This window comes from Bacillus sp. TH17 (assembly GCF_016651125.1).
In the GTDB taxonomy this organism is placed as follows: Bacteria; Bacillota; Bacilli; order Bacillales; family Bacillaceae_G; genus Bacillus_A; species Bacillus_A mycoides.
Genome location: NZ_JAEKEN010000001.1, coordinates 1,659,089 through 1,673,622, shown reverse-complemented (window position 1 = coordinate 1,673,622; position 14,534 = coordinate 1,659,089). Strand labels below are relative to the sequence as shown.

18 protein-coding genes and 2 pseudogenes are annotated in these 14,534 nt (G+C 35.6%); 8 read left to right on the top strand and 12 right to left on the bottom strand.

Going from position 1 to position 14,534, the window contains the following annotated elements:
- Nucleotides 1-73: 73 nt before the first annotated feature.
- Nucleotides 74-556 carry a glutathione peroxidase gene (gene bsaA / locus JFT95_RS08550; protein WP_002065095.1) on the bottom strand — a complete coding sequence of 161 codons (483 nt, stop codon included), beginning with the start codon at nucleotides 554-556 and terminating at the stop codon, nucleotides 74-76.
- Between the two features lie 225 nt (nucleotides 557-781).
- On the opposite strand from bsaA, the gene JFT95_RS08545 reads away from it, so the two are divergent.
- The 4 genes from JFT95_RS08545 to JFT95_RS08530 all read left to right on the top strand — a co-directional run bounded on the left by JFT95_RS08545 (nucleotide 782) and on the right by JFT95_RS08530 (nucleotide 3,276).
- Complete coding sequence (locus JFT95_RS08545) at nucleotides 782-991, top strand: DUF3925 family protein (protein WP_000844974.1); 210 nt, start codon at nucleotides 782-784, stop codon at nucleotides 989-991.
- A gap of 245 nt (nucleotides 992-1,236) precedes the next feature.
- Nucleotides 1,237-2,202 (top strand): MBL fold metallo-hydrolase, encoded by a 966-nt coding sequence (locus tag JFT95_RS08540; RefSeq protein ID WP_002135919.1) that lies wholly within the window; start codon nucleotides 1,237-1,239, stop codon nucleotides 2,200-2,202.
- Between the two features lie 85 nt (nucleotides 2,203-2,287).
- Nucleotides 2,288-2,722, top strand: coding sequence for a hypothetical protein (locus JFT95_RS08535; RefSeq protein WP_002135918.1), 435 nt, complete (start codon nucleotides 2,288-2,290; stop codon nucleotides 2,720-2,722).
- Between the two features lie 311 nt (nucleotides 2,723-3,033).
- Nucleotides 3,034-3,276: a hypothetical protein gene (locus JFT95_RS08530; protein ID WP_088039270.1), complete on the top strand. Its 243-nt coding sequence runs from the start codon at nucleotides 3,034-3,036 to the stop codon at nucleotides 3,274-3,276.
- Nucleotides 3,277-3,288: 12 nt separating this feature from the next.
- On the opposite strand, the gene JFT95_RS08525 is transcribed toward JFT95_RS08530, so the two are convergent.
- Nucleotides 3,289-3,978 (bottom strand): DUF3600 domain-containing protein, encoded by a 690-nt coding sequence (locus JFT95_RS08525; protein WP_201051975.1) that lies wholly within the window; start codon nucleotides 3,976-3,978, stop codon nucleotides 3,289-3,291.
- Entirely contained in the window at nucleotides 3,975-4,553 is a 579-nt protein-coding gene (locus JFT95_RS08520) for a sigma-70 family RNA polymerase sigma factor (RefSeq protein ID WP_002031567.1), read from the bottom strand. The genes JFT95_RS08525 and JFT95_RS08520 overlap by 4 nt, the downstream gene beginning before the upstream one ends.
- Nucleotides 4,554-4,759: 206 nt before the next feature.
- Between JFT95_RS08520 and JFT95_RS08515 the strand changes: the two genes are divergently transcribed.
- Together JFT95_RS08515 and JFT95_RS08510 are read left to right on the top strand one after the other, a co-directional pair.
- Nucleotides 4,760-5,746 carry a quinone oxidoreductase family protein gene (locus JFT95_RS08515; RefSeq protein ID WP_088039269.1) on the top strand — a complete coding sequence of 329 codons (987 nt, stop codon included), beginning with the start codon at nucleotides 4,760-4,762 and terminating at the stop codon, nucleotides 5,744-5,746.
- Between the two features lie 29 nt (nucleotides 5,747-5,775).
- Nucleotides 5,776-6,414, top strand: coding sequence for a zinc dependent phospholipase C family protein (locus tag JFT95_RS08510; RefSeq protein WP_002135913.1), 639 nt, complete (start codon nucleotides 5,776-5,778; stop codon nucleotides 6,412-6,414).
- 44 nt (nucleotides 6,415-6,458) lie between these two features.
- Here JFT95_RS08510 and JFT95_RS08505 read toward each other — a convergent pair.
- The 5 genes and pseudogenes from JFT95_RS08505 to JFT95_RS08485 all read right to left on the bottom strand — a co-directional run.
- Nucleotides 6,459-6,545 (bottom strand): annotated as a pseudogene (locus JFT95_RS08505) (VOC family protein); the annotation flags it as partial.
- An 8-nt stretch (nucleotides 6,546-6,553) separates the two neighbouring features.
- Entirely contained in the window at nucleotides 6,554-7,723 is a 1,170-nt protein-coding gene (locus JFT95_RS08500) for a DEAD/DEAH box helicase (RefSeq protein ID WP_002012513.1), read from the bottom strand.
- A gap of 19 nt (nucleotides 7,724-7,742) precedes the next feature.
- On the bottom strand, nucleotides 7,743-8,270 hold the full coding sequence (locus JFT95_RS08495; protein WP_061689841.1) for a hypothetical protein: 528 nt from the start codon (nucleotides 8,268-8,270) through the stop codon (nucleotides 7,743-7,745).
- A gap of 90 nt (nucleotides 8,271-8,360) precedes the next feature.
- The gene (locus JFT95_RS08490) at nucleotides 8,361-10,049 is read right to left on the bottom strand and encodes a formate--tetrahydrofolate ligase (protein WP_002031556.1); all 1,689 of its coding nucleotides are present in this window, start codon (nucleotides 10,047-10,049) and stop codon (nucleotides 8,361-8,363) included.
- Nucleotides 10,050-10,142: 93 nt separating this feature from the next.
- Nucleotides 10,143-10,823: a class I SAM-dependent methyltransferase gene (locus tag JFT95_RS08485; RefSeq protein WP_012260801.1), complete on the bottom strand. Its 681-nt coding sequence runs from the start codon at nucleotides 10,821-10,823 to the stop codon at nucleotides 10,143-10,145.
- Nucleotides 10,824-11,181: 358 nt separating this feature from the next.
- On the opposite strand from JFT95_RS08485, the gene JFT95_RS08480 reads away from it, so the two are divergent.
- Nucleotides 11,182-11,520, top strand: a complete 339-nt coding sequence (locus JFT95_RS08480; RefSeq protein WP_001253195.1) for a hypothetical protein — start codon at nucleotides 11,182-11,184, stop codon at nucleotides 11,518-11,520.
- 30 nt (nucleotides 11,521-11,550) lie between these two features.
- Here JFT95_RS08480 and JFT95_RS08475 read toward each other — a convergent pair whose 3' ends face one another.
- The 4 genes from JFT95_RS08475 to ytfJ form a co-directional block, all read right to left on the bottom strand.
- Nucleotides 11,551-11,763 carry a hypothetical protein gene (locus JFT95_RS08475; RefSeq protein WP_002012518.1) on the bottom strand — a complete coding sequence of 71 codons (213 nt, stop codon included), beginning with the start codon at nucleotides 11,761-11,763 and terminating at the stop codon, nucleotides 11,551-11,553.
- 69 nt (nucleotides 11,764-11,832) lie between these two features.
- Nucleotides 11,833-12,153: a hypothetical protein gene (locus JFT95_RS08470; protein ID WP_002118741.1), complete on the bottom strand. Its 321-nt coding sequence runs from the start codon at nucleotides 12,151-12,153 to the stop codon at nucleotides 11,833-11,835.
- Between the two features lie 51 nt (nucleotides 12,154-12,204).
- Entirely contained in the window at nucleotides 12,205-12,981 is a 777-nt protein-coding gene (locus tag JFT95_RS08465) for a hypothetical protein (RefSeq protein WP_002085994.1), read from the bottom strand.
- Nucleotides 12,982-13,141: 160 nt separating this feature from the next.
- On the bottom strand, nucleotides 13,142-13,567 hold the full coding sequence (gene ytfJ, locus JFT95_RS08460; protein WP_002127061.1) for a GerW family sporulation protein: 426 nt from the start codon (nucleotides 13,565-13,567) through the stop codon (nucleotides 13,142-13,144).
- A 205-nt stretch (nucleotides 13,568-13,772) separates the two neighbouring features.
- Here ytfJ and JFT95_RS08455 point away from each other — a divergent pair.
- Nucleotides 13,773-14,486, top strand: a pseudogene (locus JFT95_RS08455) (GNAT family N-acetyltransferase).
- Nucleotides 14,487-14,534: the final 48 nt, after the last annotated feature.

Here is a 14,534-nt window from a genome sequence, read left to right as displayed (position 1 = left end):
GTGAGTTTAAAGAAAACACCTCAAAGAACTACATTGTTCTTTGAGGCGTTTGTTAATAAAGTGAAACTCCTAATTATTCCCCAAGTACCTTCTCAATCTCAACCTCTAAATCCACCGGCTTCGTCTGCGGTGCAAAACGCCCTACTATTTTCCCGTCTTTTCCAATTAGAAACTTAGTAAAGTTCCATTTCACTGCTTTCATACCGAGTAAACCTGGCGCTTGTTCTGTCATGTATGTATAGAGAGGATGAGCCTTGTCACCTTTTACATCAATCTTTGCAAACATTGGGAAGTTCACACCGTAGTTCAATTCACAAAAACTAGTAATATCAGCTTCTGTGCCTGGTTCTTGTCCCCCAAATTGATTACAAGGGAAACCGAGTATTTCTAGTCCTTGGTCTTTATATTTATCATATACTTCCTGTAACCCTTTATATTGTGGTGTAAATCCACATTTACTAGCTACATTTACAATAAGAAGTGCTTTTCCTTCGTAATCTTTTAACGATTTTTCTTCTCCTGTTATTGTTTTAGCTGAAAAATCATAAACTGTCATTGTTCATACCCCTCTCTTCACTATCATTCTATGTTTATACTATACTACATTCGTGAATATACAGCTCTTATTACGTATTCACATACCGTAATGATAGCGCTTTATTTTCGTTCGAAAATTCGACACGATATACTAGACTTTTATGATGGAAAGTTTTACAATTAATTTGTGAACAAAATGTGACAGTTTATATTTCCATTATAATAGAAAAGGATGGTGTTCATTATGAAAACTGCACAACATGAAACGATTTCAAATCGCGAGTTTTATTTCGTACTATATATGATGTTATTGTATGTTATTGGCTGGGTAATCGATGTAAATGGTTTATTTTTAAGCTCCTACTTTAATTTAGCAGGAGAAATTATGCTTCCGATCGTTGGTGGCATTGTTGGACTGTTCGTTATGTCTATCAATAAAGAACAAACGAGATAAAGTGAAACTTTAATCAGTGGGGCTTTTCTTCATCCCCCACTGATTATTAGTTGAACCAATCGGGCTTTTACGGGCAGTTGATCCCCACCTAACTTCTTTGCTTTCGCTGCATTTTGAGGTGGGGCTTACTGCCCGTTAATGCGGGATAACTACATTACAAAAGGGCAGAAGACGAGCTTTCGTTTTCTGTCTTTTTCTGTTTTTAGCGTATAATAGATACATACCGTATATAAGGAGTGGTAAGTATGAAAAAAGTAGAACAACTATCTTCTCATCTATATCTTATTGATGATTATGACTTACAACATGATGAACGCACAGGTACATACGTTTTATTAGGTGACGATATTACTTTAATTGAAACTTGTGCGGCCCCTTCTCTTCCCTATATTTTAGACGGCTTACAGCAATTACATATTAATTTAAATGATGTAAAAAACATTATCGTTACACATGTTCATTTAGATCACGCAGGCGCAGCAGGGTTAATGATGGAAAAGTGCCCAAATGCTACTCTATTTGTGCATCCGCGCGGGGCTCGTCATATGATTGATCCAACAAAACTAATTCTTGGCGCAAAAGCTGTGTACAAAGAAGATTTTGATAAACTTTTTGATCCAATTCTTCCAATTGAAGAAGAACGTGTTCATATTGTACAAAATGGTGATACATTAAAAATTGCAGAAGACCGTACACTCACATTTTATGATACACCGGGACATGCGAAGCACCATATTAGCATTCACGATTCATTAACAAACGGCATTTTTACTGGTGATACAATAGGAATTTATTATAGAGAACTCGCAGACCTTGATGTAGAACTATATCTACCATCAACGTCTCCTTCACAATTCCAGCCAGATGCGATGATTGCTTCTAAAAATCATATTCAAAGTATGAATGTAGATACTATTTATTTCGGTCATTACGGCGCATCATCCAATGTTACAGAAGTATATAACCAACTTGAACATTGGTTACCTATTTTCGTTAATACTGGAAATAAAATTTTTCAAAAACATACTGATTTTGATGAGGCTACTAAGGCATTACAATCTTTACTACTGGAGAAAGTCTCCACTCATCTTACAAAGCTAAATGTTCCATCCAATCATTCTGTTTATAACATTTTACATCTTGATTTAGAAATTAGCGCGATGGGAATTATTGATTACTTAACGAAGCAAACAAAATCCACAATTAACTAATAGAAAACGAAGATATATACAACGCCATTATCGTATATATCTTCGCTCCTTGAATATATTTTTTAATAAAGGATGGTGGAATGGAATGCAAAAAGTGATACTATACCTCTGCTTTACATTATTTATCATCTTATTATTAGTTGTAGGTGTTAAAATTCAATTTTATTTAGATACAGACGCGCAAGTGAACTTTAACGTCTATCCAAGATTATTCTACTTTACACTCTTCCCTCTTTTGGTCGGCATTTTATTACGATTCCTACAATCAATTAATCGCGAAACGAGTAAACAAAACTGGAACTTTCAGCCGGATAAGTTTATCGCTATTACGTTGCCAACACTATTCATTGCCTTTTCTCCAGCTCTACTCTTTTCACCAGTTGGTAAATACCTACCTTATTTAACTAATATTATTCTTGTGAATACAACTTTCATTACCATTATTAGTTTAATAGCTGGTTACTCACTTTTAGATTGTTTGATACAAAAAGACAAGGAGAATAGTAAGGAATATAACTAAGTGATTTCCCACTTTCACTTTATTAAGCAAGTCAAGGTAATTCTGCCCCTGACTTGTATGCAAAAGAACCTAATGTTCAATTTTTAAGTGCCGTTGGTTATGCTGGGTTATTTATAAGTGCAATACTCCTAGTAAGAGTTGCTATACATGTGGTAAGGAAATTTAAGTAATAACAAAACGAGTATGAAATCGCATAGATTTTATACTCGTTTTTTATTGTTCATATATTTAATTGGTAATAGGAAATTTATGTTAAACTAAAGAAAGTCGCGCACTAAATCAAAATACATTTCAAACAAGGGAGACTTATTATGAAATTAGGGACTTTCTCGTTTCTAACGTTTATCACAAGTATATGTTCTTTCTTTATTTTAAGAGGACCTAATGCGAATTTAACGTTAATTATTGTGATTCTAAGTATACTTTCATTACTCGGCATTATTTTTGCAATCGCATCAAAGGATTGGCTATTTAAAATAGTTGGTACGGCATTAAATGGAGTCATACTAATATTTGTATATTTCTTATTGCTAGCAAAAGGAATAGGTGGTTAATATATTTACGTTTCAATAAGAAAAGCTCACCTTTTCATCTACATACTCCATAAACTGTTCTGCTTTAATAAATCTTTCTTTATAAGCTTCAGGTACTTCTTCTACTGTTATCCCACCACTCGATTTCGCTTTTACTAATACAGTTTGATATGACATTAACGCTTCCATATATTGTTCATACTCTTCTGAAGTTAATACTTCTTTACTAGATTTATGGCCATTTAATTTATCAAAATACGGCTGAAGTTCCATTTCTACCTTTTTCATTTCCTCTTTTTTAGCTGGTGATAATTGATCATAATCAATATTACCGTTCGCATCCCCGTACTCAAGCTTTGCATTCGTTAATTTCTTTAGTTCTTTTGTAAACTCTTCATATTCCTTCGCACCCATTTCGTCTTTCGCTTGTGATAACTTTGCATTAAAACGCATGTATCCTTCTAATGTTATAGCTCCGGCATGTTTTTTTAAGTTCTCAAAAGATCCGTATATACCATCCGCCATAATAGATTGGTAAGCAAAACCAGTCGTTGGGATTAAAAATGCGGCTGCAAGCACTCCTGCGATAAGGCGCTTCTTCCTTTTACTTCCCCCGCTCTTCATTTTTATTTGAACAATTACTTTTTCTTTTAACTCCGGCGGGGCAATAATCCCCTTCGCTTCTTCTTGTATAGATTCTCTAACTCTACAATCTAAACTCATTTTACATTCCCTACCTCTCCTAAAAAGATTTCTTCTACTTGCTCTTTTTGACGTAGTTTCTTTAAGGCCGCATGAATTCTAGATTTCACGGTACCGATTGGAATATGTAATATTTGTGCTACTTCTTCTTGTGAGTAATCATGTAAGTATCTTAAGATAATAACTTGTTTCAATTTATATGGTAATTTATGAATGAGTTCAATTAATTTTTGGTTTGATATTTTACTTACAACATCGCTAGAAAAATCAATTTCTACTGGTTTTCTTTGCTCTTCTGCTTTTTTTACAATTCGCAGTCGCATCCACCTCTTTCTTCTATAAGAATGAATTTGTTTAATCGCAAGTCCAATTAACCATGGACGAAATGGCTTCTCACTATCATATTTACGAAGCGATTCATATAGCTGTATGTATATTTCCTGAACGACATCATCTATATCTGCTTTATCCTCTATTAAAAAATGTGCTGTCTTATATACTTCTTGAATCGTTTTATCATACAATTCGCTATACGCTTCTTTATTGCCTGATAAAGTTAATTGGATTAAATCTGTATACACTGTTTCATCTTTCATGTACCATCCCTCCTTTGTCTTACACTATATATTGGCAAGCAAACGATATTTCGTTCGATTTCTTTCAAAGATTTTTCAAATAAATTAATATAATGATGCAATAACTTCATAAGCTTCACTTATAACCCTGCATAACAATTATATAATTTTCCAATTCCTAATGAAGATTTAAAATAATATATATAGTCAAATTTAGGAGGATGTATATGAAAGCTATCGTTGTAACGTCGTTCGGTGGTCCTGAAGTGATGAAATATACAGATGTGGAGATGCCGGCTATTTCAGACAATCAAGTGTTAATACGCGTTGTCGCTACTAGTGTTAATTTTGCCGATATTAAATCACGTTATGGCAAAAAAGGAAACAAAGCCTTACCTTTTATCCCAGGGATAGATGCAGCTGGTATTGTAGAACGCGTAGGTTCTCATGTAAAAAACATTTATCCTGGCCAACGAGTCATTGCTTTTCCTCAAAATGGTTCATACTCTGAATATGTTGTCGCGAACGAAAATCTTACTTTTGTATTACCTGATGAAGTTGATTTCCAAACTGCAGCCGCTTGCCCTATCGTATCTTTTACAAGCTACAATTTACTTGCAAATGTTGCAAGGATTCAACAAGGTGAATCTGTTCTAATTCATGCAGCTGCTGGAGGAATTGGTACTACCGCGATTCAACTCGCAAAATTATTAGGGGCTAAAAAAGTAATCGGGACTGTCGGAAGTGAAGCAAAAAGAAAAATTGCTTTAGATGCTGGCGCTGATTATGTTATTTGTCATCAAGATGAAGATTTTGTAGAGAGGGTAAATCAGCTTACACACGGAGAAGGCGTTAATATTGTTTTAGATTCTATTTCTGGAACTGTTTCTGAAAGAAGTTTAAACTGCCTTGCTTATTACGGTCGCCTCGTCCATTTCGGCAATGCTAACGGAGAAGTTGGTAGTTTTCAAACGAAAGATTTACACGCAAGTTGCCGTTCTATACTCGGTTTCAGCTTTGGCACTACACGGAAAAAACGTCCTGAATTGCTTCAAGAAACTGCGAATGAAGTTTTCCGTTATTTACGCGATGGAAGTTTACAAATTAAGGCTACGAAATCTTTTCCCCTTCAAGATGCAGGGAAAGCACATGAATGGGTCGAAAGTAGACAAAGTACAGGGAAAGTAATACTACACGTTCAGACAGCTCCCTAAAATGAATACATGAAATAGAGGTGTTATTCATGGGATCACGAATTATGCATATCATTATCGCGAGCGGTATTGCTGAGAAACTTTCTATTCAAGATAAAACTTCTTTCTTACTTGGTGGTGTAGCTCCTGATGCTGTTCATTCAAAAAAAGAAAAAGGAACTTCACATTTTTACGCTGGTACAACGAAGAACTATACGAGAAGAATAGATTACGATTCATTTATTCATAAATACGAAGATCATCTGGATTCCCCTTATATTTTAGGTTATTATACCCACCTCATTGCCGATGATAATTGGCTAAGCGGCTTTTTTCTACCTTGGCTTAAAAACAGAATAGAAAACGACGAAACTATCGCACCTATGTACTATAACGATTTTAAATTATTGAACGCACAATTGTTGCATCATTACGATAAAGAACAGCAGCTCTTCGCCCTACTTAATCAAGAGGCTAACATTGTGAATATAGAGGAGATTTCTAGAAAGAATGTTTTAGCTTTTCGGCAATATATTTTTGAAGATATGCTATATCCTGAGCAACACTTGCACGAAAACTTACAAGTGTTTTCATTTGATCAAATCGTTGGTTATATTGAGACTGCAATTGAAAAAGGAACATTTTTTATAGAACAACTCGTTAATAAAAAATTGACTTCAAATATTTAATCCCCCTCATTATTTACGAGGGGGATTTTCACATAACTATATAATTATTTATTTTTTCCCATTACTGCAAAGTAATTCCCTTTACTATCAGCAAAGTTAAACACTTTACCAGAAGGCATAGTTACGTCTTCCCAACTATTTATCTAGGCTTTTTCTTACCAGTAAAAGCTGGTTTCTTTTTCTTTGGTGCTGGTGGTTTCGATTCTACAAATGTTCCTTTGAACATTTCTTGTTTCGTAAACACGATACCTAATTTTTTCGCAAATTGAAGTAATTTACGCTCTTCTTGTTCTGTTACAAGAGAAACAACTGTTCCTTCTTTGCCCATACGTCCAGTACGTCCTGAGCGGTGAATATATTGGTCTACTGTGTCTGGTAACTCTAAGTGGATTACGTGTGTTAAATCATCGATATCTAATCCACGTGCTGCAATATCAGTAGCAAGTAATATTTCTAATTTCCCGCTACGGAACGCGCGCATCGTTACTTCACGCTCTTGTTTGCTTGCCTCTGCATGAAGTGCTGCTGCTTTCATTTTACGGAACTTCAGTTTTTGAGTAATTTCATCTAAACGGAATGGATCATTTAAGAAGGCAACTGCTTTTACATTTCCCATATGCATAACTCTTCTAATATAATCATTTTTTTCACGACGCTCACAAACGATATACGTATGTTCAACTAGGCTCTGTGCCTCTGAACGTGTTACACGTACTAATTGTGGTTCAACTGTCAAATCACGTGCCGCATCTTCTGCAGCTTTTGTTATTGTCGCCGAGCAGAACACTAATTGACGATCGCGCATCGTTGATTTAATTACATCAAGTACAGCACCCATCATCTTTTGTTTTACAATTTGATCAAACTCATCAAATACAATCGTTTTCACTTCATGCATCTTTAATTTTTTCATGCGAATCAACTCTAAAATACGTCCTGGTGAACCGACAATAACTCTCGGATGTTTCTTTAATTTTTCAACTTGGCGCTTAATATCCGCACCACCAATTAAAGACGCACCTGAAATATCCGTTCCTGCTGTAAACTTTTGAACCTCTTCATGAATTTGCATAACAAGTTCACGAGTTGGCGCTAAAATTACAACTTGAGGTTGTTTAACTTCAGGATTAATTTTATGTAAAAGTGGTAATAAGTACGCTAATGTTTTTCCTGTTCCAGTTGGAGATTCAGCAATAACGTCTTGTCCTTCTAAAATAGTTGGAATCGCTTGTTTTTGAATTTCAGTAAATTCTTTAAAACCAGCCTTTTCCCAAGCTTGTTGTAAAAATGGTTGCATATCTTTTATCATTTGTTTTTCTCCTTTATCTCTATTTTTGAAGAAAATGTTGTATTGTTCGCACCGTTTCTATCATGTGTGAAATAACAGCTATTAAATCATCAACATGGTCTTCTGTAATCGATTTTTGAAATAGAACCTCTACCTTATTATGATATGAAATCGCTCGCTTATTATATTCGTATGAAATTTTTTGCGTAATCATTCGCTCTTTTCCCCATATAGAATGCAATAAAGTTTCAATTTCTTCGCATCCTATCTCTGGTTGCTCCATTTCGAACGAGAATTCCAGCTTCATTTCACAACCTGGTATAAACTGAGGTACTTCTAATATTTCACCTGATAAATTCTTTGCATCAACAGATAGTGAAAATGTCGCCTCTACCATCGTTTTAAATGTTTCTGTTAGTTGAAATGAAATACTATACATACGACTTAATGAAGCAAGGTCCATCACATCTTTTCGATCCGTTACGAGAATATCACCGTGTAAATCGAAATCATAGACAGCTCCTTCCACAATTACCTTTAAATTTTCAAAAGCAGTTGGATCAAACATAATTTCCTCCAAAAAACAGGCGCCTTTCGATGGAAAGGCGCCACTTTATGTATATATAGTTTACAGATAAACGAGATGAATTACAACCTTTTAGAATAAACCTACTGCTTTTCCATCTTCATTTACATCCATTTGCAGCGCAGCTGGCTGTTTTGGAAGGCCTGGCATTGTTAACATTGTTCCTGTTAACGCAACGATAAACCCTGCACCGATAGATGGTTTTAATTCACGAATTGTAACGATAAAGTCAGATGGGCGACCTAATTTTGTTGCATCATCTGAAAGAGAGTATTGTGTTTTCGCCATACAAATCGGTAGGTTACTCCAACCTTCTCCCTCATATTGAGCTAATTGCTTACGTGCTTTCGGAGCAAATTCAATATCTTTTGCGCCGTACACTTTTTGAGCAATTGTACGAATTTTTTCTTCTAATGGTAATTCTAATTCATAAAGTGGTGCGTAGTTGTTTTCACCTTTTTCAATTTCTTTTAACACTTTCTCAGCAAGGTCAACTCCGCCTTGGCCACCTTTCTCCCAAACTTCTGTTAAGGATACTGCATAGCCACGCTCATTGCACCATTCTTGTAAGTATGCAACTTCTGCATCTGTATCAGTAATGAATTTGTTAATGGCAATTACGAAAGGAACACCGAAGCTTTGAATTGTTTCAACATGCTTCTGTAAGTTCTCCATACCTTTTGCTAACGCATCTACATTTTCTTCTTTTAATTGATCTCTCGCAACACCACCGTGCATTTTAAGCGCACGAATAGTCGCAACAATAACTACCGCTTCTGGTTTAATACCAGCTGCACGTGCTTTAATATCTAAAAACTTCTCGGCACCTAAATCTGCACCGAATCCAGCTTCTGTAATAACATAATCACCTAATTTTGCTGCCATTGTCGTAGCGATAACACTGTTACAACCGTGAGCGATATTCGCAAATGGTCCGCCATGAATGATAGCTGGTGTATTTTCTAATGTTTGTACTAAGTTCGGTTTTAATGCATCTTTTAATAGAAGTGTTAACGCTCCTTCTACTCCTAAATCTTTAACTGTTACAGGTTGATTTGAAAAATTATAAGCGACAACAATGCGAGATAGACGTGATTTTAAATCTTGAATATCTGTTGCAAGGCAGAATACGGCCATAATTTCAGATGCTACTGTAATATCAAAACCATCTTCACGTGGTACACCTTGAACCGGTCCACCAAGGCCAATTACTACATTACGAAGGGCACGATCATTTAAGTCAACACAGCGTTTCCAAACGATTTTACGCGTATCAATTCCAAGTGTGTTTCCTTGTTGGATATGATTATCAATGAACGCCGCTAATGCGTTATTGGCAGTTGTAATCGCATGAATATCTCCAGTAAAGTGAAGGTTAATATCTTCCATTGGTACTACTTGAGAATAACCACCACCTGCTGCTCCGCCTTTTAATCCCATTGTTGGTCCAAGAGATGGTTCGCGAAGTGCAATTACTGTTTTCTTACCAATTTTATTAAAAGCTTGACCTAAACCAACTGTTACTGTTGATTTACCTTCTCCTGCTGGAGTTGGGTTAATCGCTGTTACTAAAACAACTTTACCGTCTTTCTCATCTTGTAAACGCTTAAAAATATCAAGAGATAACTTGCCTTTATAATGTCCGTATGGCTCTAGTTCTTCTTCTAAAATATTTAAATTAGCTGCAATTTCTTGAATCTTCTTCATACTTGCTTCTTGTGCGATTTCAATATCAGATTTAACTGTTGTAGTAGTTGTCATATACCCTAGTCCCCCTTTAATTGATTCTGATGATATTGTATCAGTTTTTTGTATTTTCTGCACTTATTTACCTCCTAAAACCCTTCAATTTTGTTATACGTTTTTTAACATAAATACCCATAAAAATGTTAACGCTTGTTGTAACTCTGTAGGTAGCTGACCTAACATCTTCTCATTTACTCCGCGCTTATATACGCCGGTACCATCTACAACTTCAAATCCTTGTTCTTTTGCTAACTGTTCAAATTCCCAAGGCATCATCGTATTGCAAACAACGTCTTTGCCGTATAGGCGAGGATAACTATTTTCTCTCGGTTTTGCTGTCGGTCCTAAAATTGCAATACATGCGTATCCATCTTTCTTTAAAACACGCTTTATTTCATTTAATGCTCGCAACGGCTCCTCGGTCCATTCTAAAGAATTAATTGCCATAATTGCTTCAAATTTCTCATTTTCAAATGGTAATGAAGAAAGATCACCTTTTATAAAAGATAAGTTTGGGTCTTCTCCGCGCTCCTTACCCTTTTGAATCATAACTTCCGATAAGTCCACCCCAACCGCTTTGTAGCCAGTAAGACTTAATTTATATGTACCATACCCATCACCACAGCCAACATCTAACACTTGTACTTCCTTTTCCACGTGCTGCTCAAAAAATGGAATGATTGTACTCCTGCTCCCGCTATCCCACATTTCTTGACTATTTTGATTCCAAAACTCTGCATTGTTATCCCATTTTTTCTCTGCCGATTCATGCCAATTAAACTTCGCCATACATTCCCCTACCTTCACGTATTATCATTCATTTCATTCTACATCATGTTCCAAAATCCCTGTTTATCTTCATAAGGAGATAAAGTGAAACTTTAATCAGTGGGAGTGTTTGTTCGTCCCCCACTGATTATTATTTGAGCAATCGGGCTTTCACTGGCAGCCCGACTCCCATCTAACTTCTTTGCTCCAACCGAATTTTGAGGCGGGGGTCTTACTGCACGGCAAATAGCGGGATAAACAGGATAACAACGGAATCTATTTTCTCCAATTTTTGCTTTACTTGGGTTTAACTCATACTCATGTTCTGCTCCTTATGAAAGATACTATAGATACACCCAATTGAAAGAGAGGGATGTACATGCGAAGAAAGAGAAATCATCATTTTAAAAGTGGTGAAAAAAACGAAGAGTATGCAGCTGAAATATCTCCGGCTGGTATTCCGATTAGACATGAGCGCAAAGAAATTGCAAATGAAATAGAAGGTACAAATACCGGTGCAATGATCGGCTATGTCGCATTATTTCTTTCGTTATTCTCCATTGCTTTTTATCCTGTTACACTTGGCTCCCTTGCTATTTTAGTTGGCTTATTAGCTGTCAATTTTGGAGCGAGAACACTTGGATATACCGCAATTGGTTTTGGTAGTTTTTCTGTTTTATTTACTTTACTCTATCCGCTTGCTTTGTCAGCGTTTTAAAAAAAACACACCAAGTTATACTTGGTGTGTTCATTCATGATACAACATGATATGACCGCATCCACAACAATGCTTCGCTGTAATTTCTTGAAAAACTGGATAATTTTCTTCATCTCTATGCTCAATAAACACCTTTTCAAATCGGTACATGTTTGGCGCATATGCCCAATCTTGTTTCGTACGTGCATATAATGTTGAAGAAAAAAACTCCTCACCACCACAAACGATACATCCCTTCTTCATCAATACCCCTCCTATGCTTGTCTTACTTCATCTATATGAACATAAGCATAAAAAAAAGACCTTCTATTACTAGAAAGTCTTCTCTGAAACAAAAAGAAATGTACCGAATATACCTACTCCGCTATATTCTTTCGTAACACCAGCTTCTGTTTTATACGTTTGCTTTACAGTCATAAAGAAAACACCATTTCGTGCATCAATACTTTCAAACTGTAATTTCTCTTTTTTTTCATCTACATTTTGCGTGCATTCAAAGCTACTCTCGTCACATTTCAATGCATACTTATCCTCTAAATACAATTTAAAATCTGATTCTTTCGGACAAGTTATAAGTAATATTGCCACGAGAATAATACTTACAATACCCACAATTGTATAATATTTCTTCATTTGTTCTCCTTTCAAAAGACAAGAAAACTTGACTTCATGCGCCAAGTTTTCTTAGTCTACAACCCATTGCCACTCTTGTTCTTTCTTATCAAAAATGAGCCAACCCGTTTCTGTTGCTTCCGCTTTCAATTCATCGATATTATCTAGTACCTCATCCGTACTTTCGAATGATCCTACTACATATACCGGAATTTCAAGACCTCTTCTCGACTCAATTTTCCCCGCTAAATCAATGTATAATCCATCTTCCATTAACGGCATAAGCCCAAGGATAACTTCCTTTGAAATTGCTGGGAAAATTTTTGATTTTTGGAAGAAAGTAAAACGTTTCTTTCCAAACGAACCGAGTTTATATGGAATCACTTTACTCAGCATTCCTACAAAATCACCGATTCTACGGTAATACACTTTGTTGTACCAACCGTCATCATGTGAAAAATAAACGAATCTATTCTTCAACAATGGGAAGAACGTTCTTCCAAGTGGTTCTTTTTTGTGAGCCAAATATAATAATTCTGCAATTTCTTTTGGCTCTAACTCATCTAAATCGCTTGCATCATCGAAATCTACCCAACAAAATTCATCAAATTCATCAATCTCTGCTTGAATGAGTTTATGTATGTTTTCTTCCTCAACATATTCAAATAAAGTATGATAATGAAAATCTGTCCACTCAAAATTATGCTTTAAAAGCAATACTTGATGAAGCGGTGAAGGGATGTTACTTGCAAACTCTTTAAACGTAATTCCAGATGTAATAAAACAATGACCCCGACGATTACCATTAATATATATCATATTGTTTACTTGGTCAGATCCTCCAGACAAAGCACCTAGCCACCTTCGTTTTATATGTTTCAATTCTATAGCATATTTTAACATGAAAAATTTTAGAAACATAGAAAAAACTTCAAAAACTATTTACAATTTCATGTGTTTTATTACATACTGATTACAAGAAAAAACGCCTGCTTATGAGCAGGCGTTTTTAAAGGATTTCATCTGGGTTTTGAGGGTGATGATTTCCCTCTTTCTTTTCATCTGTTTGGAACATCGATTGAATTTTATCAATTGTTTGTGGAGCTAATTCAATTATTTTTTCTGCTAAATGTGTCGCATTTTGTAAATGAAGAATATTTACCCCGTCTTTATTCACGACTAGAAATGCTACTGGTGTAATAGAAACACCACCCGCGCTACCGCCACCAAATGCAGGGTTACCGTTCGCTCTTTGTCCATCATTCGTTTGGAAATCAGAACCTCCTGCTCCAAAACCGAACGCTACTTTAGAAACCGTTAACACTACACCACCGTCAGCCGTTTGAACAGGCTCTCCAACAATCGTATTTACATCGACCATTTCTTTTAAATTTTCCATTGCCGCTTTCATTAACCCTTGAATTGGATGATCCACCGTTCATAACCTCCTTTGTCATATCTTTCCTAGTTTTTCCGAAAGTTGGTGAACTAAACATAAAATTTTATATTGATTTCAAAAAACTTAAGTTGTAATATTTAGAAAAATAAAAAAAGAGGTCGATTCGTTATGATCCAAAAAATTAACAAAGAAAGACCATAAACAAGTATTCTCTTTTCTAAAAGAAGAAGCAGCCCTTAACCTGTTTATTATTGGAGATATTGAAGCTTTCGGTTACGAAACAGACTTTCAAGAATTATGGGGCGTATATAAAGAGAATGGAACATTAAAATCGATTTTACTTCGCTTTCACGATACATTTATACCGTATAGTAAAGAAGAGTTTGTGGTTACTGACTATGAGGCACTTCTTTCCGCATATAAGCCGCTTAAACTCTCTGGCAAGTCAACTATTGTAGAAAGATTTTAAACTGCTCCAAGTGTACAACTAGGCGCCAAAAATGAAATGTATTTTTGCGAATGTCTAAATGACAGCAACTTACCTAGCACACCAATTCATGAAACAATTAAACTTGCCTCACTCGATGATATAGAACGAATTATGAAATTACGAAGTAACATCGCTGAATTCCCGACTGCTAATGAATCAGAAAAAATTTTAAGGCAAGCTATCGAAACAAATACAGGACGTACATATTATATTGAAAAAGACGGTGCTATTATCGCATCTGCTTCTACTTCCGCTGAAAATTCACTATCCGCTATGATAGTTGGTGTATGTACACACCCAAATTATCGCGGGAATGGATATGCTTCGCTCATATTACAGAAAATGATCCAAGACTTTACGAAAGAAGGCCGAACGCTTTGCTTATTTTATAACAATCCAGCTGCTGGACGAATATATAAACTTTTAGGGTTTAAAGATATTGGGATGTGGACGATGTATCGTTAAAAAGCCGATTTATTCATCGGCTTCTTTTATTTTATATTTTGCTATTCC